The sequence below is a fragment of the Jannaschia halovivens genome, from assembly GCF_046452375.1.
GTDB lineage: Bacteria > Pseudomonadota > Alphaproteobacteria > Rhodobacterales > Rhodobacteraceae > Jannaschia > Jannaschia halovivens.
In genome coordinates this window covers 1,023,707-1,043,971 of sequence record NZ_JBKFDJ010000001.1, presented here as the reverse complement: position 1 = coordinate 1,043,971, position 20,265 = coordinate 1,023,707, and the positions used below count along the sequence as shown (strand labels likewise).

Genomic DNA, 20,265 nt, shown 5'->3' with positions numbered 1-20,265 from the left:
GCGTCATGGACCGTGCCGAACTCGAGACCCGCTGGAAGGATCTGACGCACAGCGACCTGCCGCGCGCGGCGGGGCCCGGCTGGCCCGTCCATCTGGACCACTGCTTTCAGCGCATCCTCCTCGACCACGCGACGGGCGGCGTCTGGTACGATGTCATCCCCAAGCGTCCCGCCTATGCCCATGCGTCCGACGCGATCCTGAGACGGGCCGTGGCATTGGGCGAGGACGTGCTCGCCGGCCGGGCGGACCTGCACGCTCTCAACCGCCAGAGCCTCGACTGGCGCGGCAAGACCGGACCCGCGCGCACCCGCGCTTGATCCGCAGGGTCGGCCATGCCACCCATGGCGCAATAATCTTGCGGGGCACCCCCATGCGCACGGCTCTCTATCCCGGCACCTTCGACCCGATCACCAAGGGCCATAGCGATATCATCCGGCGGGCCTGCACGCTGGTCGACAAGTTGGTCATCGGGATCGCAATCAATCGCGACAAGGGGCCGCTCTTCTCGCTGGAAGAACGGGTCGCCATGGTCGAGGAGGAGGCGGCCCACTGGTCGCGCCAGACCGGGTGCGAGATCGTGGCCCACCCGTTCGAGAATCTGCTGATCGACTGCGCCCGCGAGGTCGGAGCCCAGATGATCGTGCGCGGCCTGCGCGCCGTCGCGGATTTCGAGTACGAATACCAGATGGTCGGCATGAACCGCATCCTCGACGACCAGATCGAGACGGTGTTCCTGATGGCCGAGGCCGAGCATCAGGCCATCGCGTCGAAGCTCGTGAAGGAGATCGCGCGGCTGGGCGGAGACGTATCGGCCTTCGTGACGCCGAAGGTGCGCGCGGGGCTGATGGAAAAGTTCGGCAAGGGGACGGCGGGCGACAGCTAACGCCCCGGCTTGGAACGGCGTGTCAAAGGCGATGCAGCGCGCGCAGACGGTCGGCCAGGTCACTTTCCGCCGGGTGCCCGGCCTCGAGCGCGTGAACCCACGCCTGCGTCAGGAAGAATGGCACCGCCTCCGGCGATACGCGCGCCGCCGCCGCGCCGTAGAGATCGACCAGCGCTGCGCCGTCCCCCGCCGCATGGGCCGCGAGGATCGCGTCGTGGAGGGCCGCGTCACGCACCGAGGCGTCGCGCCACCCAGGCATGGAACCGGTGCGTCGGCCCGTCCATCGCCGGGCTGAACCGCCCGCCGTCGAAGCCCGGCGCACCGCGCCCCCGCTGCATCCCCTCGACCACGAAGACGTCCTCCTCGAACACGCCGCGCCAAAGCGCGGTGTTGCGGTCGGCGAGGTCCGCGTCGAAGTCGGGCGTGGCGTAGTAGATATGGACATGCTCGGCCGTGCGGTTATGGGCCACGGGTTGCAGGATGATCGCGTAGGCATGGTCGCGATGCGTCCCCATCAGGACGTTCGGGAAGATGGACAGATATTCCGCCGCTTCGTCCCACTTGGGCGAGAGACCCGCGAAATCCGGGAACCGCGTCGCGCCGTCGGTGAGTTGGCGGTACACCAGCGTGCCTTGACCGGAATGGCTGGCCTCGGGGCCGTCATCTTCGATGTGGTAATGATCCTCGAGGCGGGAATAGGCGTTCAGGCCGGGATGGATCCACGGCAGGTGGTAGCTTTCGCAATAGTTCTCGACGGCGAGCTTCCAATTGCAGGCCACGTCCAGGGTGAAGGACCGCCCGTCATGGTGCAGCGGCTGGTCGAACTCGGCCCAGCGCGCGATGGCGGCGGCGTTGGCTGTCTCGAAGGGTGGGGCGCTGCCGTCGAGATTGACGAAAACGACATCGCGCCAGACATGGCTTCGGACCTCCACGAGGCCCAGCGTGTCGCGGTCGACGCGGTCGTCGGAATTGCGACCGGGGCCGCCGATATGGGGCGTCGCCACCAGCTTGCCGGTCGTCGAATAGCACCACGAATGGTAGGGGCAGCGGATGGCGCCCTCGATCCGCTTCGGCTCGGCCACGAGGATCATGCCGCGGTGGCGACAGACGTTCTGGAACACGCGCACGGCCCCCTCGCGATCCCGCAGGAGGAGAAGCGGCGCGCCCGCGAAATCCATTGGGATCGCGTCGCCCGGCGCGGGCACCTGGGACGCGACGGCGAGGCCCGCCCATTGCCCGTGCAGGATGGCCGCCGTTTCCGCCGCGACGGTCGCGGGGTCGGCGTAATGCGCGTTGGGCAGTCCGTGGGCCCGTCCGATGGGCTGGCGGACGGCGGCAAGCGCGTCGAGATCCTTCATGATGCGTCCTCCCTGCGGCTGATGCCGTCAGGGTGGAGGCCGGTTCGGGGGCGCGTCTGTTCCCGCAGCGACCGGATGGCCGCCGCAATCGGACCTCAGCTGCCGCGCGACAGCGCCGCGACGCCCGTCCGCGCCATCTCCAGAAGGCCGATGGGGCGCATCAGCTCGGCGAAGGCATCGATCTTGCCCACGTCGCCGGTGATCTCGAAGACGAAGCTGTCGAGCGTGCTGTCGACGACGTTGGCGCGGAAGATCTCGGCCAGGCGCAGCGCCTCGATCCGGTGATCGCCGGAGCCCTGCACCTTGAAGAGCGCGAGTTCCCGCTCGACGGGCTTGCCCTCGACGGTGAGGTCGTGGACCTCGTGGACGGGGACGATGCGCCCGAGCTGCGCCTTGATTTGCTCGATGACCTGTGGCGTGCCGGTCGTGACGACAGTGATCCGCGAGGTGTGGCCCTCGTGATCGACCTCGGCGACGGTGAGACTCTCGATGTTGTAGCCGCGCCCCGAGAAGAGGCCGATCACCCGCGCAAGGACACCCGCTTCGTTGTCCACGAGCACGGCCAGCGTATGCCGTTCCTGCACGTCCGAGAAGTTCGGACGCAGATTGTAGGCGGAATGGCTGGTGGAGCCCTTCTTGAGCTTGAGCGGTGACATTGAGCGGTCTCCCTGGCGGCGGTCTGGAACGCTTGTGCAGGTTTTCGCCGGCGGTGTGAAGCCGCCGCATTTTCCCCGGAACCGAACGGGGGGGCATCCGCATTATTGCTCCGACCGGGCGATGAACGGCCCGGATAACATCGTTATAACAAGGAGATGTCTTTTATGAAGACCCTGACCACTCTTGCTGCATCGGCCATTGCCCTGACGCTGGCCGTCCCCGCCTCCGCCCAGATGGTGCTGCGCGGCTACGACGCGGATCAGAACGGCATTCTGACGAATGACGAGCTGAACCTCGCCATGGCCGAAGTGAACACCTTCGCGACCTACGACACCGATGGCGACGGCTACCTGAGCGATGCCGAGTACACCGCCGCGTTCGGCGACGCCGAAGTCCACTGGGGCAAGCTGGGCTATGCCGAGCGCACGTTCCAGGACTGGGATCTGACCGCAGATGGCCTCGTGGCCGAGGACGAGTTCACCCAGAGCTTCCTCGTGATCTACGACATCGACGAATCCGGCGCGCTGGAAGGCGCGGAGCTGGACCAGATCGAAGCCGATTTCGGCATCGACGGCCCGTTCTCGGGCTAAGCCCACCGAACGCGATGACGACAGGGCGGCCCCCCGGGGTCGCCCTTTTTCCATTCCCCGGTGGGAACACGGCCCCCGGGGTTGCGGGTTGAACGGGGAGGCATGATGCATCGAACAGGAGACCTGCAATGACCCGCCCCATCCTGACGGCCGCCGCGCTGATCGCCGCCTTGGCCGCGCCCGCCATCGCCCAATCCATTGCCGGAGACTGGGACGGCGATGGCGATACCTTCCTGAGCGACGCGGAATTCCTCGCCGGCTGGTCCACCACTGACAGCTTCGCGCGCTATGACAGCAACGCTGACGGCGCCATTGACGAGGCCGAATTCGGCGCCTTCGACCGCGACGACGCCTACTGGAACCGGCGGGGGGCCGCGATGGCGACGTTCCGCGACTACGACACCAATCTCGACGGGGTCGTGGACGACGCCGAATACGGCGCGGGCTGGTTCACCGATTACGACCGCGACCGCTCGGGCTTTATCGACGATGCCGAACGCGCCGGGATCGACCTCGACCGTGCCGAGGGCGGGCTCTTCTGGGCCGAGTAGGGCGGCGGAGGATCGCGCGAACCGGGCTGGGCGCGGGCGGAAATCTGCAAGTACACGCCCGCCCGGCCCCGACCGGCGGAACGTCGCAGGCCCGACCGTCCGAAAGCGGCGGGGGAGGGCCGGGACGGCTGTTCGCGGTCGCCGCCCGTCGCCAATGGCGGCGGCCTACTGGCATTGTAGAGCCGTCATCAGGGCCTTGCCGCCCGCCCCGGAGAACGAGCACATGCCATGATCCTGCGCCTGTCGACCATAATCGCCGCCACCGCCACGTCGGGGGCCGTCGCCATGGGGCATGTCGACTGGGACACCGATGGCAGCGGCGGTCTCAACCCCGACGAGTTCGCCGCGGGCTTCGCGCCGATGCGGACCCATGCCGCCTTCGACCGCGACGGGTCTGGGCAGTTGGATGAGGCGGAATGGCGGCCGCTGTCCGAGGTCGGAGAATACGTCAACATGGACCTCAACGGCGATGGCGGTGTCGATGCCTACGAATACCGCGCCCTTCTGTTCAACCGCTACGACCGGGACGGATCGGGCGTGCTGGCAGGCCCCGAGATGGACATGATCGAGGGCGACCTCGCGCCCGGCGGGATGCTCGCCCCCTGACGCGGCGGGGAACCCATGGGGCGGGTCGCGGCGTTTAATATCCGACCTGACCTGCACGGGAGACCACCAGATGTTCCGCCTCGCCCTGATCGCCGCCTTCGCCGCGGCGCCCGCCTTCGCCCACGACCATTGGTCCGACCTTGACGGGGACGGCTTTCTCGAGGCCGACGAATACGACATCGGCGAGGTGACCTTCGCGGATGCCGACCAGGATGGTGACGGCCTCGTCAGCGCTGCCGAATACGAGGCGATCGCCCTCATCATCGCAGCCGACGACAACGCCGCCGTGCTGGAAGACGCGGTGGTGGGGGCCAATCCGACCCTCGCGGGCAGCAATCCCGGCCCCAAGATCATCGCGGTGGACTGAGCCCATGATCCGCACCGCATTCGCTCTGACCGTCGCGCTCACGACCCCCGCCGTCGCACAGGACGCGCCCGCACCTCTCAGGGACGACGCCACACTCGTCTGGGCCATGCTGCCCGCCCTCGATGGCGTCGACCGCGATGATGACGGTCGCTTCACCCAGGCCGAGATCGGCGGCACCGTCATGCCGCTCGGCGTCGATGCCGATGGTGACGGGATGTTCGACCTGCCCGAGATCACGCAAGCGCTGTTCGCGATCTGGGACCGCGACGACAACGGCTATCTCGATACGGCCGAGCTGGACGCGATGACGGGCCTTGCCGCCGCAGGGGTCTATCCGCTGCCGGAGTGATCTGACGCCAACGGAACACGGACGGGCCCCGCAGATGCGGGGCCTTCGTCGTTCCGGTCAGACGAGGACGGCGCCGGTCGCGGTGATCTGGCCCTGCGTCTGCGCATTGGCCATCAGCATCTCGTTATGGGCCTTGCCCGACGGGATCATCGGGAAGCAGTTCTCGTGCTTCTCCACCAGGCAATCGAAGATCACCGGCCCGTCATGGTTGATCATCTCCATGATCGCGTCGTCGAGATCGGCGGGATCGCTGCACTGGATTCCCTTGGCCCCGAAGGCCTCGGCCAGCTTCACGAAATCGGGCAGAGCCTCGGACCAGGACTGGCTGTAGCGCTCGCCATGCAGGAGCTCCTGCCACTGACGCACCATGCCCAGCCGCTCATTGTTGAGGATGAACTGTTTCACGGGCAGACGGTACTGCACCATCGTGCCCATCTCCTGCATGTTCATCAGCCATGACGCCTCGCCCGCGACGTTGATCACGAGGCTCTCGGGATGCGCCACCTGCACACCCATGGCGGCGGGCTGACCGTAGCCCATCGTGCCCAGCCCGCCCGAGGTCATCCAGCGGTTCGGCTGCTCGAAGCCCATGTATTGCGCGGCCCACATCTGGTGCTGGCCGACCTCGGTGCAGATGTAGCGGTCGTGATCCTTGGTCAGCGCCTCGAGCCGCGCGACGGCGTGCTGGGGGCGGATGTTGGGGCCGTCCTGCGTGAAGGCGAGGCAGTCGACCGCGCGCCACTGCTCGATCTGCGACCACCATTTCTGGAGACCCTCGCGGTTCACCTTGCGGCCCCGCGCCTTCCAGACCCGCAGCACGTCCTCGAGCACGTGACCGACATCGCCGAGGACCGGGACGTCGGCCTTGATGACCTTGTTGATGCTGCTGGGGTCGATATCGACATGGACCTTTTGGGATTTGGGGCTGAATGCATCGAGCCGCCCCGTAATCCGGTCGTCGAACCGCGCCCCAATGTTGAGCATCAGGTCGCAACCATGCATCGCCATGTTCGCCTCGTAGAGGCCATGCATCCCGAGCATCCCCAGCCACTTGTCGCCCGAGGCCGGATAGGCGCCCAGCCCCATCAGCGTCGAAGTGATGGGAAAGCCCGTCGCCTCGACCAACTCGCACAGCAACTGGCTCGCGGCGGGGCCGGAATTGATGACGCCGCCGCCGGTGTAGAAGACGGGCCGCTCGGCCGTTTCGATCAGCTCGACCATCTGCTCGATCGCATCCGCGTCGCCCTTGAGGCGCGGCTGGTAATGCGAGGTCTTCACATCCTTCGGGCCGGTATAGGCCGAGGATGCAAACTGGATGTCCTTCGGGATATCGACCAGCACGGGGCCGGGGCGGCCGGAGGTGGCGACGTGGAATGCCTCGTGCAGGACCGGGGCGAGCTTCTCCGTCTCTTTCACCAGCCAGTTGTGCTTGGTGCAGGGCCGGGTGATGCCGACGGTATCCGCCTCCTGAAATGCGTCCGAGCCAATCATGAAGGTCGGGACCTGACCTGTCAGAACGACGATCGGGATCGAATCCATCAGCGCGTCGGTCAGGCCGGTGACCGCGTTGGTGGCACCGGGCCCGGAGGTCACAAGCGCCACGCCGACCTTACCGGTCGAACGGGCATAGCCTTCGGCCGCGTGGACGGCGGCCTGTTCGTGACGGACGAGGAAGTGGCGGATGTCGTTCTGCTGGAAGATCTCGTCATAGATCGGCAGGACGGCCCCGCCGGGATAGCCGAAGACGGTGTCCACGCCCTGATCGCGAAGCACCTTCACGAGCTGCTGGGCTCCGGTGAATTGCTTCGCATTCGTCTGCTTGGTCATCGTCGTCTTCCTCCGTCCACGAAAAACCCCCGGAGGGGCCAGCTCCGGGGGCACATGGTTACCGTTATGGTCCGTCGCGTCAGCGACCCATGCACCCTTGATCCACAATTACGAGAAGCGTGTTCATCGCCCGTCTCCGTTGATGGCGCTATCCATACCGATGCCGGGCGAGGGGTCAACAGGGCGCAGGAGAAAATTGCACCCGTCCGGCGCATTCTTTGCGTTTGTTGCGTGAGCCGTCATGCGAACGCCCGGCCCCACGAGGGGACCGGGCGCCGTCGGCCGCGTCGTCAGGAGGGGAGGAGGCCTGCTTCAACCGCGGCTTCGACTTCGGCGGCGCTCAGCACGCTGTCGCCGTCGGAATCCATGCTCGCGAACATGTCCGCGTCGCTGTCGGGATAGGCCGCGATGAACTCCTCGTAGGTCACGTTGCCATCGGCGTCGGTGTCCATGGCAACCTGCGCGAAGGCCGGTGCCGTCAGGGCCAGCATCGCGGCGGTCGTGGTCAGAATACGTGTCATGTTTTCTCTCACTCTCTTGGGTTGAGGGCGGCTTGGGTCCGCCCGCAGCCGAGAGACCAGATCGCGGCGTCGGGTCCGAGGGGGGCGGTGGTCCGGGCGGGTTTCGCGCGGCGGAATGCCCGTTTCACCCGTCCGCGTCCGCGACGATCCGCAGGGCGAAACCGGGGGCATCCGAATGGGCGGAAACTGCCGATCCGCAAAGGGTGAAACCGGCCCGTCTCCGCCGGTCGGGGCCCTCGGTCGGCCATGGCTGACGGGCAGCAAACCCTTACGGATCAGGGTGTTCGCCGGTCGCGTGCGCCACTGTTCCGGTCCTCAGCCAATCAGCCCCGGAAGCCAGAGAACGATTCCCGGAAACGCGATCAGCACCGCGACCGTCGCCACGTCGGCCACGAAGAACGGCGACGCGCCCCGGAAGACGTCCTGGACGGAGATGTCCATCTTGGCGTCCTGTGCCACGCCCGCGACCACGAAGCAGTTCAGCCCGATGGGCGGCGTGATGAGACAGAGCTCCGCCATCTTGACCACGATGATGCCGAACCAGATCGCCGCCTCCTCGTTCGTCATGCCCAGCGCGCCTGGCGCATCGCCGACGCCGCCGTTCAGCGCCATGACGGCGGGGAAGGTGATCGGCAGCGTCAGGATCAGCATTCCGATCGCGTCCATGAACATGCCGAGGACGACATAGGCCAGAAGGATCAGGAGCAGGATCTGGTAGGGTCCCATATCCAGCCCGGTGATGAAGTCGGCGAAGGCTTCGGGTAGCTTGGCGAAGCCGAGGAAGCGCACGTAGATCAGCACGCCCCAGATCATCGCGAAGATCATCACCGTCAGCTTCGCGGCCTCCATCAGCGCGCCCTGAAGCTGCCGCCAGCGCATCCCCTGCCAGAGCGCCATGGCCAGCACGACGCCTGCACCCAAGGCCCCCGCCTCGGTCGGCGTCGCCCATCCGAAATAGATCGAGTAGACGATGATGAAGACCACGAGCAGGATCGGCAGCGCGCCGGGCAGGCTCGAGAAGCGCTGCCCCCATGTATAGCCGCCCACGGCCGGCCCGAGGCTGGGGCGCAGGCGCGCGAGCCCGATGACGAGTCCCGCATAGATCAACGCCGAGACCAGCCCCGGCAGGAACCCCGCGAGCAGCAGCTTGCCGACGCTCTGCTCGACGATGATCGCGTAGATCACGAGGATGGCCGAAGGCGGGATCAGCGATGCGAGCGTGCCGCCCGCCGCCACGACGCCGGCTGCGAAGGCCTTGTCGTAGCCGTTCTTGAGCATCTCCGGGATGGCGATGCGCGCGAAGACCGCCGAGGTCGCGACCGACGCGCCCGACACGGCGGCGAAGCCCGCCGTCGCGAAGACCGTGGCCACCCCGAGGCCGCCCGGCGTCCAGCCGATCCAGCGCTTGGCCGCCTCGAAGAGATAGCCGGTCAGACCCGCATAATACGCGAGGTATCCGATCAGGATGAAGGTCGGGATCAGCGACAGCGCATAGGTCGTCGACTTCGAATGCGGGATCTGGCCCGTCAGCTTGGCGGCGGTGATCAGGCCCCGGTCGAAGCCCTGTTTCTGCATGAAGAAGAGGCAGAGGCCGAAGAACCCGATGAAGGCCGCCGCGAACGCGACCCGCACGCCGATCAGCACGAGGACGAGCAGCAGACCCGACAGCCAGAGCGAAACCTCGAAGATCGAGACGCCTTCGAGCAGCGCCTTCATGTCGATGATGTTATCCACGGGTGTCGCCTTTCCCGAAGGGGTCGCCGCTGACGGCCCCGACGGTCGCGGCCTCCTTCGTGGCCTGCTGGGCAGGGTCCTCGGGCAGGGGGACGGCCACGATATCGTCACCCCCGGTTCGCAGACCGCGGCCATAGGCCCAGATCTGGATGGCGAGGCGGACCCAGAGCAGCACGAGCGCCACCGGCACGGCAAGCTTGGCGGGCCAGAGCGGCAGCGAGATGTCGATCGAGCTGTCGGTCGACCAGTTGGGCGCGCCGAAGTCGAACGAGCGCAGGAAATGGAACCACGTCCCGTAGATCAGGGCCGTCGTCACCAAGAGCATGAAGATCACCGAGAGGAACTCGAAGAGCCACAGGATCCGGCCGCGCAAGCTGCCGACGAGGAGGTCCATGCGGATATGCCCGCCCTCGCGCTGGACGTAGGCCAGCCCGAGGAACGCGAACACGGCCATGAATTGCTCGGTCCAGTCGATATAGCCCGGCACCGGCGCGTTCAGCAGCTTTCGCAGGAGCACGTTGGCGATGGCCAGCACCACCAGTGCGAAGATCACGATGCCCGAGCCGAGGTTGAGCACCGATTCCACGCGCAGCACCGCGCGGTCGATCCGACTGAGAAGGGTATCGTCGGTCAGGACGGAGGATGTGGTGGACATGGGGCCTCGCGGTGCATCGGCGCCGCGCGCCGGGGCGGCGCAGCCCGGTTGCGGGCCGCGCCTGATGCGGACGGGTGCCGGGCCGGGGCGATCGCGCCCCGGCCGGGCGCCTTACTCGGGCGCGTTCGCCGCGACCGCCTCGACCGTCAGGTCATAGAGCTCCTGACCCGGAAGGCCGTTCGCCGTTACCTCTTCGATCCAAGCCTGGTGGATCGGGGCCGCGTTCTTGCGCAGCTTGGCGATCTCGTCCTCGGACACGGTCACCTTCTCGACGCCCTTCTCGGCCAGCGTGGCCTCCCAGCCTTCGAGCAGCTCGGCGTAGTTCGTCAGGTAATAGGCGATCGATTCCTCGACGGCGGCGTCGAGGATGTCGCGATGCTCGTCCGACAGGGCCTCGTAGGCGTCGATATTGACCACGACGGGGCAGTTCACCGTGCCGGGGTTCAGGTTCTCGGTCCACCAGTCCGCAATGTCGATCGTGCCGAAGGACAGGTGCGCATGCTGGGCGAAGGCGACCGAGTCGACGACGCCCGATTCCATCGCGTTATAGGCTTCCGACGAGGTCACCGAGGTCGGCACCGCGCCGACGCTCTCGAAGACGGAGCCGATGCCGCCCGTGGCGCGGACGCGCATGCCGTCGAAGCTCTCGACCGTGACGCGCGGCTCGCCGGTGCCGACGATGTTGTATTGCGGCATGGGCGACGTCATCAGAAGACGCGCGTTCCACTGCGCCATCTCCTCGGCGACGGCGGGGTGGGCATAGACCGCGCGCGCGACGGCGACCTCCTGGTCGAGGTTCTGGACGCCGAGGAACGGCAGCTCCAGCACGGTGATCGCGCGGTTCTTGTCGCGGTGGTAGCCCGCGCAGAACTGCGCCATCTCGAAGGCGCCGATTGAGATCCCGTCGAGGTTCTCGCGGTTGTTCGAGAGACCCCCGTAGCTGACGTTCATGGTGAACTCGCCGCCCGAGTTCTCGGAGACCAGCTCGGCCATCTTCTCGATATGCTCGGTGAAGGCGCGACGGGTGCCCCAGACGGAGACGTTCCACTCGGTCGCGGCGGCCTCGCCAACGAGGGTGAAGCCGAGAATGGCGGCACAGGTGCCGGTAAGATAGTTCATGCGATAACTCCCTGATGGGCGCGGCTCCCTCCGCACCTCTATGCGCCGAACGCTAGGGCAGGGGCGGCGGGGGAGCAAGCGGGCTTGCCCGATCCCGGCCCCCATGCGACGCCGGGGGCATGACCGATCTGAAGACACGCCTCGCCTCGGGCGAGACCCTGCGCGGCCTCTGGCAGAACCTCCCCGGACCCGAGGCCGCCGAGATCGCGGCCCATGCGGCATTTGACTGGCTGGTGATCGATGGCGAGCACGGGCCCTGGGATCCGGGCGACATCCGCCGCCGCCTGATGGTTGCGCCCGACGCGGTGGTCCGGGTGCCCGCGAACGAGCCCTGGCTGATCAAGCAGGCTCTGGACCTCGGCGCGCGAACGATTCTTGTGCCGATGGTGGACGATGCCGATGCGGCCCGCCGCGCCGTGGCCGCCTGCCGCTATCCACCCGAGGGGATCCGGGGCAACGGCGCCTATGTCGCGCGCGCCGCGATGTACGGGGCGGACGCGGATTACGTCGCGCGGGCCAATGCGGACGTCGGCGTCTGGGTTCAGGCCGAGAGCCGGGCCGCGCTGGCCGATCTCGACGCGATCTGCGGCGTCGACGGCGTCGACTGCGTCTTTCTCGGCCCCGCCGATCTGGCCGCCGACATGGGGACGACCGCGGCCGACCCTGCGGTCCATGTGGCCATGGAAGATGCCATCGCGCGCATTCGGGGCCACGGCGTCGCCGCGGGTATCTTCGCCGCCGACCCCGAACGCTGGATCGCCGCCGGGGCCAATGTCGTCTCGATGGGATCGGACGGCACGGTGCTGATGGCGGCGTTGCGGGCGCTCGCGTGATCCAGCTCGCCGCCAGCGGCATCCGCGCCGCGTGGGAGCCGTCTTCGGGCCATCTCCCGCTGCTCGAGATCGGCGGCGCGCCGGTCCTGTGGGCCGCCCCGTGGCGCGGCGATACGGACGTTCAGTCCGACGCGGCCATCCCGTATGTCGACCGTCGCCTCGGCGGCACCTTCGTCTGCGCGCCCTTCGGCCGGGACGATGTCGATGACGGCCCGCCCCACGGCGCCTGCGCCAACGCGCCCTGGCACCTGCACCGCGCCGCGCCCGCGTCCCTGACGGCGGGCCGGGCCCTCGCGCGCGGCCACATCACCGCGACGCTGGCGCTGCGCGACGAACACCCGGTGCTCTACCAGACCCATGTCCTCGAGCTCGACGCGCCCACGACCTTCGCGCATCACCCGATCGTGCCGCTGGCCGGGGGCGGACGGCTCTCGGGCAACCCGCGCGCGAGCCTGACCTTCGCCGCCGAAGCTCCGGTCCTCGAACAGGGCGCGCGGGCCGAGGGCTGGATTCATGGGCTGCGGGATTACCCGACCGGCCTCGCCGAGGACTTCGCGACGCTGGTCCACGCGCCCGGTCTCGCCTGGACCGCCGTCGCGCGCGCCGCCGAAGACGACACGATCATCATGCTCAAGCGCGCCGAACAGCTGCCAGCGACGAACCTGTGGCTGTCGAACGGTGCGCGCTCGGGCATGTGGCGGGCCGCGCGCGGCCTTCTGGGGATCGAGGATGCCATCTGCGCCGGGGCCGAGGGCTTCGCCGCCGCACTGGGCGAGAGCCGGGTCGGCGCCGAGGGCGTGCCCACCGCGCTGCCGCCCGGGCGCCACGCCATCGTCCATGCCATCGTGCGCGTTCCCGGACGCCACGATATCGCGGGCGTGACGCTCGCACCCGACCGCGCGACCTTCGACACCGGCGGCGCGCCCGTCACGATCCCCTTCGATGGAGGCCATTTCGCATGATCCTCGTGGATGCCGACAGCTGCCCCGTGAAGTCAGAGATCACCGAGATCGCGCTCCGCCACGACGTGACCGCCATCTTTGTTGCCGCGACCTTCCTGCGCCTGACCAATCATCCGAGGATCAAGCTCTTCGTCGCGGGCGACGCGTTCGACGCCGCCGACGATGCCATCGCCGAGGTCGCGCGCCCCGGCACGGTGACGGTGACGCAGGACATCCTTCTGGCCGAACGGGTGCTGAAAGCCGGCGGCGCGGCCCTCGACCCGCGGGGGCGCGAATATACGTCCGCCAGCATCGGCGACACCGTTGCGACGCGCGACCTGATGGCCGAGCTGCGTCCCGGCATGGAGGGCATGACCGGCGGGGCGGCAGGCGGGCCGCGCCCTTATGCCAGGACCGATCGCGCGGCGTTCAAGTCGGCGTTGGAGAACATGCTGCGACGGGTACTTTGACGGAGAGGGCCGGGGGTTTCACACCCCCGGACCCCCGTGAGGTATTTCCGGCCAGAGGATCGGGGCGTCTTATCAGCGACCGTCCATGCGCTGCCGTCCGGGCGGCGGGCGCGCCTGGGTCAGCCATTGCCCCGCCGCATGAAGCGCCCGGCTTCCTCGGCGGCCATCTTCAGAGCGCGGGACTTGTTGACCGTTTCCTGCCATTCCGCCTCGGGGTCGCTGTCGAACACGACGCCGCCCCCGGCCTGCACGTAGAGCTTGCCGTCCTTTACCACGCCGGTCCGCAGCGCGATGCACATGTCCATGTCGCCCCCGGCCGAGAAATACCCGACCCCGCCGCCATAGACGCCGCGCTTTTCGGGCTCCAACTCGTCGATGATCTCCATCGCGCGGACCTTGGGCGCGCCCGAGACCGTCCCCGCCGGCAGACCCGCCAGCAAGGCGGACAGGGCGTCATGCTCCTCCGACAGCTCGCCCACCACGTTCGACACGATGTGCATCACGTGGCTGTAGCGCTCGACGATGAACTTCTCGGTCGGGCGCACCGTGCCGATCCTGGCGACCCGCCCGACATCGTTGCGCCCGAGATCGAGCAGCATCAGGTGTTCGGCCAGCTCCTTCTCGTCGGCCATCAGGTCCGCTTCCAGCACGCGGTCGGCATCTGGCGTTGCACCGCGCGGACGGGTGCCCGCGATGGGCCGGATCGTGACCTCGTCGCCGAAGACCCGGACGAGGATCTCGGGACTGGCGCCGATGATCTGGAAGCCGCCCATGTCGAAATGGAACATGAAGGGCGACGGGTTCGTGCGCCGGAGCGCGCGGTAGAGCGCGAAGGGCGGCAGCGGGAAGTCGTAGGTCCAGCGCTGCGACGGCACGACCTGGAAGATGTCGCCCGCCGCGATGTAGTCGCGGGCCGTCTCGACCGCGGCAAGATAGCCGTCCTTGGTGAAGTTCGAGACCGGATCGGGCAGGTCGAACGGCTCGGCCATGTCGCGCGTCTCGGCCACCGCGCGGCCCAGCGCGCCCAACGCGTCCTGCAGGCGCTCTGCGGCCTGCGCGTAGGCCGCGCGCGGGGTCGTGTCGGAGGCCCAGACCGGGGCCACGAGGATGACCTCGCCCTTCACGCCGTCGAGCACGGCGACGACCGACGGACGCATCAGCATCGCGTCGGGCAGGCCCAGCGGGTCGGGGTTCACGTCCGGCAGGTGCTCGACCAGCCGGATCATGTCGTAGCCGAGATAGCCGAAGAGCCCCGCAGACGCGGCGGGCAGGTCCTCGGGCAGGTCGATCCGGCTTTCGTCCAGAAGCGCGCGGATCGCATCGAGGGGCGCGCCCGCATCGGTCCAGGCATCGGGATCCCAACGGGCGGCACGGTTCACGCGGCTCGTCTCGCCCCGGCACTCCCAGATCAGGTCCGGCTTCATGCCCACGATCGAATAGCGCCCGCGCACCTCGCCGCCGGTGACGGATTCGAGCACGAAGGAGAAGGGCTGCGCCTCGGCCAGCTTCAGCATCAACGAGACCGGCGTGTCGAGATCGGCGGGCAGGCGCGTCCAGAGCACCTGGTTCTCGCCCCGCGCGTGGATCGGCTCGAAGTGCTTGAAGTCGGGCTGGATCACGGCGCGGTCCCCGGTGTCACTGGCCCAGAAGGCTCGACTGGACGGCCTGCACGGCCTGGGCGTCGACGCTGAACCCCGCCTCGGCCTGCACGGCGCGGCCATACATCTCGAAGAGGTCGGAGGCGACCTCCTGCCGCTGCTGGCGGTCGACCACCTCGCGCAGAGCCGCCGGCTCGCCGGTGCTGAGGTCGGCGGCGTTCACAGCGTCGAGCCGCACGACATAGGCCTGCCGGTCGTCGCCTTCGACGGCGAAGACATCCCCGGCCTCGGCGGCAAAGAGACGGTCGAGCAACGTCGGCGGCACACCTTCGAGCGGCGCATCGCGGGCGAGGTCGGTCAGGGTCTCGGGCGCGCCGGGCAGGGTCTCGGGAGCTTCGGCCGCGATGGCCTCGGCCCGCTCGAACAGGCGACGGCGCAGCGTATCGGCCTGCCACGCGGCCTCGACCTCGGCGCGGATCTCGTCCAGGGGCGGCGTTGCGGCGGCGGTGATCCTGTCGAGGCGCAGCGCGAAGAGCCCGCCATCCGACAGTGCTTCGAGATCGGGGAAATCGCCCTCGGAGACGTCGGCGGCCGTGGCGCGGAAGGCATCGTAGCCCGCGATCCCCTCGCTCACGCCCTCGTCCCAGAAGAGCGAGCCGAGTTGCAGATCCGTCTCGGCCACCAACTCCTCGAGCGTGGCGCCCCCCGCGAGCAGGTCGTCGATGGCGTCGCGCGCGGCATCGATGCGGCGCCGGGCGGCATCCTCGGCGAACCCGGCGGCCAGGTCGTCGCGTACGTCGTCATAGGGCGTCTCGGTGGCGTCGAGCAGGGCGTTCACCCGGAAGAGCGCCGGGCCCAGGTCGGTGGTCAGCGGCCCGACGACCCCCGGCTCGTCCAGCGCAAAAAGCGCGGCGGCGATCTCGGCATCGAGATCGGCCTCGGCCAGCTCTCCCTGATCGACATCGTCGAGGCTCAGGCCCCGCTCTTCGACAAGCGTCTCGAAGTCGGTCTCCCCGGCCTCGATCGCGGCGCGGGCGGCCTCTGCGGCGGCGGCATCGGCGAAGGCCAGCCGTTCGGCGAGGACGCGGGCGGGTTGGCTGAATTCGGCGATGCGTTCATCGTAGAGCGCGCGGATCGCGGCCTCGTCGACCTCCACCTCGTCCACGAGGAGATCGGGCGTGATCCAGGCATAGGTGATCTCGCGGCGCTCAGGCGTCTCGAATGCCGCGAGGTTGCCGTCGTAGAAGACCTGCAATTCCTCGGCGCTCGGGGCGGAGGGCCCGGCGGGCAGCTCGGCCACGGTCACCGTCGCCAGCGTCGCGTCCCGCGTCTCGGCCAGCCATTCGGTCAGGCGGTCGGCCCGCGTCGCGGGGGCCGCGACCCCGCCGACGACGGCGGTCTGGAGCAGTTCGACAGCCGCCTCGTCGCGGACCTGCGCTTCGTACTGCCGCTCGTTCAGGCCCGCCGATTGCAGCGCGAAGGCATAGCCCTCGCGGTCGAAACCGCCCGCGATGCCGCCAAAGGCCGGTGTGGCGCGGATGCGGCGCGCGACTTCGGCATCGTTCACCGACACGCCCATGCGCGCCGCCTCGTAGGCCAGCGCCTCGCGGGCCAGAAGCTGCTCCATGATTTGCTGGTCGAGCCCGAAAGCCTGCATCTGCGCGAGCGTCAGGGGCTGGCCGGTCTGCTGGCTGAGCCGGGCCTGTTCGGATTGCAGGGCGCGGGCATATTCCTCGACCGTGACATCGCGGTCCCCGACCTCGGCCACGGACGAGAGCGAGCCGCCGAAGCTGCCGATCCCGAAGCCGCCGAGCGACAGCATCAAAAGGCCGAGAACGACCCAGACGACCGGGCTGGTCTTCTTCTTCGGACGGTCTTCGGCCATGTCGCGTCTCCCCGTGGCATGTCTGTCGCCGGGCTTCCTACGCGGGCCATGGGGGCGGGGCAAGCGGGGCCGGGCGCAGGCCCGGCGCGCGCGTCAGTCCAGCTTCCGCAGCCGGTCGAACATCTCGGACAGTCCGGTGCGGTCGGCATTGGCGAAGGCAATCCGCAGCGTCGCCTCGGCGCGGCCCGATCCCCCCGCGTCGCGGCGTGGGCCGAACATCGTGCCGGGCAGGGTAAGGAGGGCCGCGCGCTCGACCAGCATCCGGCAGACCATGTCGGACGGGTCGTCGAACGGATGCGCGGCATAGCCGAAATACGCGCCGCATCCCATCAGTTCCCATCCCGGCAGGTCGGCGAAGCCCTCGGTCATCGCGGCGCGGCGGTCTAGGATCTCGGCCCGCTCGCCCGCCAGCCAGTCGCCCAGGTGCTCCATCCCCCAGAGCGCGGCGCGCTGACCGATGCCGTTGGGACAGATCGTCACCGTGTCGAGCCATTTCTCGACCTGCGCCAGCCGGGCCTCGGAGGCGACGATGGCGCCGACTCGGTGCCCGGTCAGCCGGTAGGCCTTGGAGAAGGAATAGAGCTGGATCAGCACGTCGTCCCAGTCCGGATCGGCGAAGAGGGCGTGGGGCGCGCCGTCGCGGGCGTCGAAATCGCGATAGGTCTCGTCCACGATCAGCGCGAGGCCCCGCGCACGGGCGAGATCGCGGAACGCGGCGAGGGTCTCGGCGGGGTATTCGACGCCGCCGGGATTGTTGGGCGAGACGAGCACGATTGCGCGGGTGCGCGGCCCGATCAGCGCCGCAGCGGCCTCGGCGTCGGGCAGAAGGTCGGGACCGGTCTCGTGAAGGGTCGCGCCGATCCCCTCCATGTCGAGCCACATCTTGTGGTTGAAGTAGAAGGGCGTCGGCAGGATCACGTCGTCGCCTCGACCGGCCAGCGTCGCGACGGCCGCCGCGAAGGCCTGGTTGCAACCGGACGTGATCGCGACCTGCGCGGCCTTCACCGTGCCGCCATATCCCGCTGACCAATCCGATGCGACGCGGGCCCTCAGGCCGGGCAGCCCGAGGACCGGGCCATAGAGATGCGCGTCCGGGTCGTCCGTCACGATCCGCGCCATCGCGGCCAGCATCTCTGGCGGCGGCGGGTCGGCGGGTGCGGCCTGGCTGAGATTGAGAAGCGGGCGATCGGGCGTGAAGTTCGCGCCCTCGATCCAGCGGCGCGCCTCCATCACGGGGGGCGGGTCGGTGGCGAGGAGCGCGGGATTGTAGGGACTGGTCATGGCCAGAGGGGTAGGGCGCGGCGCGGGCCGGGGCAAGCGCGTCGGCCGAAACGCGACGCGCCCGGCACGGGGCCGGGCGGGGATCGCATCAGGTCGGGGGTTTCAGAACGGGATTTCGTCGTCCATATCCGCGGGGCCGCCCTGGTTGCCGCCGCCCGACTGGCCGCCGCCGCCCCCGTAGGAGCCGCCGCGATCGTCGCCGCCATAGCCGCCACCACCGCCGCCGCCGCCGTCACCGCGCCCGTCGAGCATGGTCAGCTCGGAGCGGTAGGGCCGCAGCACGACCTCGGTGGAATACCGGTCCTGGCCGGACTGGTCTTGCCATTTGCGCGTCTCGAGCTGGCCCTCGATATAAACCTTCGAGCCCTTCTTGAGATATTGCTCGGCCACGCGCACCAGAGGCTCCGAGAAGATCGCGACGGAGTGCCACTCGGTCCGCTCCTTGCGCTCTCCGGAATTCTTGTCGCGCCAGCTCTCGGAGGTGGCGATCCGCAGGTTGCAGACCTTCCCGCCGTTCGAGAAGCTGCGCACCTCGGGGTCGCGGCCGAGATTGCCGATGATGATCACCTTGTTCACGCTGCCGGCCATGTCGCCCCCACTATTCGTCGAATCCGTCGCGGCACCTGAACACCGCGAAGGTTTCGTAGTGGTTAACCGCGCGGAGCGAAAGGGTTCCATACGCGCGGGCCTTGCGTTAACTTCCCCGCGGCGGAGGCCCGCGTCAGACTGGGCCGCGTCGTGTTTTGGGACGGATGGGAACGATTGCATGGGCAAGTTGCGCTGGGCCGCCTCGCTGACGGGCGCCACGTTGATCCTGGCCACGATGGCCGAGGCTCAGACCTATTCCTCGCGGTCCCGGACCGATCTCTTCAGCTCGCAGACGGCGCTGATGGATCGTCGCCTGTCGTCGCAATACGCCCATTCCAAGCGCCTGATTCCGACCTCGCCCGCCGCCGTGGCCGTCCCCGGCCGCGAGAACATTCCACGTTATAACGGCTCGCAGCGCTCGGCCTATATCGGGGATGCCCGCGCCGCCGCCCGCCGTCACGGCGTGCCCGAGGACCTGTTCCTGCGCCTCGTGCGTCAGGAGAGCGGGTGGAACCCGAACGCGCGTTCGGTCAAGGGCGCGATGGGGCTGGCGCAGCTCATGCCGGGCACCGCTCGCGTCCTCGGCGTGAACCCCAACGATCCCAAGCAGAACCTCGAGGGCGGCGCGCGCTATCTCGCGATGCAGTACCGCAAGTTCGGGACGTGGCGGTTGGCGCTCGCGGCCTACAATGCGGGGCCCGGCGCGGTCGAGAAGCATGGCGGGATCCCGCCCTACCGCGAGACGCGCAACTATGTCCGCGTTATCATGGGGCGCGGCTAGCCCCGCACGAACCCCGTGCCCTGAAGCACGCCGTGTTCCATCGCGTAGCGGGTCAGCCCGGCGGTCGAACTGATCCCCAGCTTGCGCTTGATGTTCTTGCGATGCGTCTCGACCGTGCGGATCGAGATATCGAGGTCGTGGGCCACCGCCTTGTTCGACTTGCCTTGCGCCAGTTGCAGAAGGATCGTCTGTTCGCGCGAGGTCAGGGGCTCGGACCCGTCGGCGGCGGGCTCGAGCGCGCTTTCGGCGCCGGGGCAGAGATAGCGTTCGCCCGCCAGCACCGTGTCGATCGCGCGGCGGATCTCGTCGGTGGACTGGTCCTTGAGGCAATAGCCGGCCGCCCCGTGGCGCAGCGCGGTCGCCACGTATTCGGGCGCGTCGTGCATCGACAGGATCAGGACCGCGATGCCGGGATGCCGCTCGCGTAGGATCTCGGTCGCCGAGAGGCCGTCCATGCGCGGCATGTTGAGGTCGAGCAGGATCACGTCGGGGGCCAGCGCCCCGACCCGGTCCACCGCCTCGCGCCCGTCATGCAGCGTGCCCACCACCTCGAGGTCGTCATAGGTCTCGAGCAGCGCACGCATGCCCTCGGCCACCATCGGGTGGTCGTCGACGATCAGGACGCGGACGGGTTCGGTCATGGGGCGCTTGGGTAAGGTCCGGGTGACCCG

At 68.6% G+C, this 20,265-nt stretch carries 24 protein-coding genes; 11 read left to right on the top strand and 13 right to left on the bottom strand.

Annotated features, from left to right (window positions below; translation table 11 throughout):
* The first annotated feature begins 5 nt into the window (after positions 1-5).
* On the top strand, positions 6-317 hold the full coding sequence (locus ACK8OR_RS05270; RefSeq protein ID WP_410188385.1) for a hypothetical protein: 312 nt from the start codon (positions 6-8) through the stop codon (positions 315-317).
* Between the two features lie 53 nt (positions 318-370).
* On the top strand, positions 371-883 hold the full coding sequence (gene coaD, locus ACK8OR_RS05265; protein WP_410188384.1) for a pantetheine-phosphate adenylyltransferase: 513 nt from the start codon (positions 371-373) through the stop codon (positions 881-883).
* A 22-nt stretch (positions 884-905) separates the two neighbouring features.
* Here coaD and ACK8OR_RS05260 read toward each other — a convergent pair whose 3' ends face one another.
* From ACK8OR_RS05260 to ilvN, 3 genes are all read right to left on the bottom strand, one after another.
* Entirely contained in the window at positions 906-1,118 is a 213-nt protein-coding gene (locus ACK8OR_RS05260) for a hypothetical protein (RefSeq protein ID WP_410188383.1), read from the bottom strand.
* Positions 1,111-2,241 (bottom strand): aromatic ring-hydroxylating oxygenase subunit alpha, encoded by a 1,131-nt coding sequence (locus ACK8OR_RS05255; RefSeq protein ID WP_410188382.1) that lies wholly within the window; start codon positions 2,239-2,241, stop codon positions 1,111-1,113. Before ACK8OR_RS05255 ends, ACK8OR_RS05260 begins: the two co-directional genes overlap by 8 nt.
* A 95-nt stretch (positions 2,242-2,336) precedes the next feature.
* Entirely contained in the window at positions 2,337-2,897 is a 561-nt protein-coding gene (ilvN, locus tag ACK8OR_RS05250; RefSeq protein ID WP_298433499.1) for an acetolactate synthase small subunit, read from the bottom strand.
* A 165-nt stretch (positions 2,898-3,062) separates the two neighbouring features.
* On the opposite strand from ilvN, the gene ACK8OR_RS05245 reads away from it, so the two are divergent.
* From ACK8OR_RS05245 to ACK8OR_RS05225, 5 genes are all read left to right on the top strand, one after another.
* On the top strand, positions 3,063-3,488 hold the full coding sequence (locus ACK8OR_RS05245; RefSeq protein ID WP_410188381.1) for an EF-hand domain-containing protein: 426 nt from the start codon (positions 3,063-3,065) through the stop codon (positions 3,486-3,488).
* 128 nt (positions 3,489-3,616) lie between these two features.
* Complete coding sequence (locus ACK8OR_RS05240; RefSeq protein ID WP_410188380.1) at positions 3,617-4,039, top strand: EF-hand domain-containing protein; 423 nt, start codon at positions 3,617-3,619, stop codon at positions 4,037-4,039.
* A 228-nt stretch (positions 4,040-4,267) separates the two neighbouring features.
* Entirely contained in the window at positions 4,268-4,645 is a 378-nt protein-coding gene (locus ACK8OR_RS05235) for an EF-hand domain-containing protein (protein ID WP_410188379.1), read from the top strand.
* A 70-nt stretch (positions 4,646-4,715) separates the two neighbouring features.
* The gene (locus ACK8OR_RS05230; protein WP_410188378.1) at positions 4,716-5,012 is read left to right on the top strand and encodes a hypothetical protein; all 297 of its coding nucleotides are present in this window, start codon (positions 4,716-4,718) and stop codon (positions 5,010-5,012) included.
* Positions 5,013-5,016: 4 nt separating this feature from the next.
* Complete coding sequence (locus ACK8OR_RS05225; protein ID WP_410188377.1) at positions 5,017-5,361, top strand: EF-hand domain-containing protein; 345 nt, start codon at positions 5,017-5,019, stop codon at positions 5,359-5,361.
* A 57-nt stretch (positions 5,362-5,418) separates the two neighbouring features.
* Here ACK8OR_RS05225 and ACK8OR_RS05220 read toward each other — a convergent pair whose 3' ends face one another.
* The 5 genes from ACK8OR_RS05220 to ACK8OR_RS05200 all read right to left on the bottom strand — a co-directional run bounded on the left by ACK8OR_RS05220 (position 5,419) and on the right by ACK8OR_RS05200 (position 11,217).
* Positions 5,419-7,188, bottom strand: a complete 1,770-nt coding sequence (locus ACK8OR_RS05220) for an acetolactate synthase 3 large subunit (protein ID WP_410188376.1) — start codon at positions 7,186-7,188, stop codon at positions 5,419-5,421.
* 290 nt (positions 7,189-7,478) lie between these two features.
* The gene (locus ACK8OR_RS05215; protein WP_410188375.1) at positions 7,479-7,709 is read right to left on the bottom strand and encodes an EF-hand domain-containing protein; all 231 of its coding nucleotides are present in this window, start codon (positions 7,707-7,709) and stop codon (positions 7,479-7,481) included.
* A 315-nt stretch (positions 7,710-8,024) separates the two neighbouring features.
* Positions 8,025-9,425, bottom strand: coding sequence for a TRAP transporter large permease (locus ACK8OR_RS05210; protein ID WP_410189868.1), 1,401 nt, complete (start codon positions 9,423-9,425; stop codon positions 8,025-8,027).
* A 10-nt stretch (positions 9,426-9,435) separates the two neighbouring features.
* A complete protein-coding gene (locus tag ACK8OR_RS05205) occupies positions 9,436-10,098 on the bottom strand; it encodes a TRAP transporter small permease subunit (protein ID WP_410188374.1) in 663 nt (220 codons plus the stop codon).
* A gap of 111 nt (positions 10,099-10,209) precedes the next feature.
* Positions 10,210-11,217: a C4-dicarboxylate TRAP transporter substrate-binding protein gene (locus tag ACK8OR_RS05200; RefSeq protein ID WP_410188373.1), complete on the bottom strand. Its 1,008-nt coding sequence runs from the start codon at positions 11,215-11,217 to the stop codon at positions 10,210-10,212.
* 119 nt (positions 11,218-11,336) lie between these two features.
* Between ACK8OR_RS05200 and ACK8OR_RS05195 the strand changes: the two genes are divergently transcribed.
* From ACK8OR_RS05195 to ACK8OR_RS05185, 3 genes are read left to right on the top strand one after another with little or no spacing between them, the layout of a single operon-like run.
* The gene (locus tag ACK8OR_RS05195) at positions 11,337-12,050 is read left to right on the top strand and encodes an HpcH/HpaI aldolase family protein (protein ID WP_410188372.1); all 714 of its coding nucleotides are present in this window, start codon (positions 11,337-11,339) and stop codon (positions 12,048-12,050) included.
* A complete protein-coding gene (locus ACK8OR_RS05190; protein WP_410188371.1) occupies positions 12,047-13,012 on the top strand; it encodes a hypothetical protein in 966 nt (321 codons plus the stop codon). The genes ACK8OR_RS05195 and ACK8OR_RS05190 overlap by 4 nt, the downstream gene beginning before the upstream one ends.
* Positions 13,009-13,461 carry a DUF188 domain-containing protein gene (locus tag ACK8OR_RS05185; protein ID WP_410188370.1) on the top strand — a complete coding sequence of 151 codons (453 nt, stop codon included), beginning with the start codon at positions 13,009-13,011 and terminating at the stop codon, positions 13,459-13,461. Before ACK8OR_RS05190 ends, ACK8OR_RS05185 begins: the two co-directional genes overlap by 4 nt.
* Positions 13,462-13,580: 119 nt before the next feature.
* On the opposite strand, the gene trpE is transcribed toward ACK8OR_RS05185, so the two are convergent.
* From trpE to ssb, 4 genes are all read right to left on the bottom strand, one after another.
* A complete protein-coding gene (gene trpE / locus ACK8OR_RS05180) occupies positions 13,581-15,080 on the bottom strand; it encodes an anthranilate synthase component I (protein ID WP_410188369.1) in 1,500 nt (499 codons plus the stop codon).
* A 16-nt stretch (positions 15,081-15,096) separates the two neighbouring features.
* Positions 15,097-16,944: a peptidylprolyl isomerase gene (locus ACK8OR_RS05175; RefSeq protein ID WP_410188368.1), complete on the bottom strand. Its 1,848-nt coding sequence runs from the start codon at positions 16,942-16,944 to the stop codon at positions 15,097-15,099.
* Between the two features lie 93 nt (positions 16,945-17,037).
* A complete protein-coding gene (locus ACK8OR_RS05170; protein ID WP_410188367.1) occupies positions 17,038-18,225 on the bottom strand; it encodes an aminotransferase in 1,188 nt (395 codons plus the stop codon).
* A 102-nt stretch (positions 18,226-18,327) separates the two neighbouring features.
* Positions 18,328-18,813 (bottom strand): single-stranded DNA-binding protein, encoded by a 486-nt coding sequence (gene ssb, locus ACK8OR_RS05165; protein WP_410188366.1) that lies wholly within the window; start codon positions 18,811-18,813, stop codon positions 18,328-18,330.
* A gap of 178 nt (positions 18,814-18,991) precedes the next feature.
* On the opposite strand from ssb, the gene ACK8OR_RS05160 reads away from it, so the two are divergent.
* The gene (locus ACK8OR_RS05160; protein WP_410188365.1) at positions 18,992-19,594 is read left to right on the top strand and encodes a lytic transglycosylase domain-containing protein; all 603 of its coding nucleotides are present in this window, start codon (positions 18,992-18,994) and stop codon (positions 19,592-19,594) included.
* Here ACK8OR_RS05160 and ACK8OR_RS05155 read toward each other — a convergent pair.
* Complete coding sequence (locus ACK8OR_RS05155) at positions 19,591-20,235, bottom strand: response regulator transcription factor (protein WP_298433440.1); 645 nt, start codon at positions 20,233-20,235, stop codon at positions 19,591-19,593. The genes ACK8OR_RS05160 and ACK8OR_RS05155 overlap by 4 nt on opposite strands.
* Positions 20,236-20,265 lie beyond the last annotated feature (30 nt).

Coding starts and splice junctions, on each gene's coding strand:
- ACK8OR_RS05270 (WP_410188385.1), top strand. CDS start 6: ATGGACCGTGCCGAACTCGAGACCCGCTGGAAGGATCTGACGCACAGC.
- coaD (WP_410188384.1), top strand. CDS start 371: ATGCGCACGGCTCTCTATCCCGGCACCTTCGACCCGATCACCAAGGGC.
- ACK8OR_RS05255 (WP_410188382.1), bottom strand. CDS start 2,241: ATGAAGGATCTCGACGCGCTTGCCGCCGTCCGCCAGCCCATCGGACGG.
- ilvN (WP_298433499.1), bottom strand. CDS start 2,897: ATGTCACCGCTCAAGCTCAAGAAGGGCTCCACCAGCCATTCCGCCTAC.
- ACK8OR_RS05245 (WP_410188381.1), top strand. CDS start 3,063: ATGAAGACCCTGACCACTCTTGCTGCATCGGCCATTGCCCTGACGCTG.
- ACK8OR_RS05240 (WP_410188380.1), top strand. CDS start 3,617: ATGACCCGCCCCATCCTGACGGCCGCCGCGCTGATCGCCGCCTTGGCC.
- ACK8OR_RS05235 (WP_410188379.1), top strand. CDS start 4,268: ATGATCCTGCGCCTGTCGACCATAATCGCCGCCACCGCCACGTCGGGG.
- ACK8OR_RS05230 (WP_410188378.1), top strand. CDS start 4,716: ATGTTCCGCCTCGCCCTGATCGCCGCCTTCGCCGCGGCGCCCGCCTTC.
- ACK8OR_RS05225 (WP_410188377.1), top strand. CDS start 5,017: ATGATCCGCACCGCATTCGCTCTGACCGTCGCGCTCACGACCCCCGCC.
- ACK8OR_RS05220 (WP_410188376.1), bottom strand. CDS start 7,188: ATGACCAAGCAGACGAATGCGAAGCAATTCACCGGAGCCCAGCAGCTC.
- ACK8OR_RS05215 (WP_410188375.1), bottom strand. CDS start 7,709: ATGACACGTATTCTGACCACGACCGCCGCGATGCTGGCCCTGACGGCA.
- ACK8OR_RS05210 (WP_410189868.1), bottom strand. CDS start 9,425: ATGAAGGCGCTGCTCGAAGGCGTCTCGATCTTCGAGGTTTCGCTCTGG.
- ACK8OR_RS05205 (WP_410188374.1), bottom strand. CDS start 10,098: ATGTCCACCACATCCTCCGTCCTGACCGACGATACCCTTCTCAGTCGG.
- ACK8OR_RS05200 (WP_410188373.1), bottom strand. CDS start 11,217: ATGAACTATCTTACCGGCACCTGTGCCGCCATTCTCGGCTTCACCCTC.
- ACK8OR_RS05195 (WP_410188372.1), top strand. CDS start 11,337: ATGACCGATCTGAAGACACGCCTCGCCTCGGGCGAGACCCTGCGCGGC.
- ACK8OR_RS05185 (WP_410188370.1), top strand. CDS start 13,009: ATGATCCTCGTGGATGCCGACAGCTGCCCCGTGAAGTCAGAGATCACC.
- ACK8OR_RS05175 (WP_410188368.1), bottom strand. CDS start 16,944: ATGGCCGAAGACCGTCCGAAGAAGAAGACCAGCCCGGTCGTCTGGGTC.
- ACK8OR_RS05170 (WP_410188367.1), bottom strand. CDS start 18,225: ATGACCAGTCCCTACAATCCCGCGCTCCTCGCCACCGACCCGCCCCCC.
- ssb (WP_410188366.1), bottom strand. CDS start 18,813: ATGGCCGGCAGCGTGAACAAGGTGATCATCATCGGCAATCTCGGCCGC.
- ACK8OR_RS05160 (WP_410188365.1), top strand. CDS start 18,992: ATGGGCAAGTTGCGCTGGGCCGCCTCGCTGACGGGCGCCACGTTGATC.
- ACK8OR_RS05155 (WP_298433440.1), bottom strand. CDS start 20,235: ATGACCGAACCCGTCCGCGTCCTGATCGTCGACGACCACCCGATGGTG.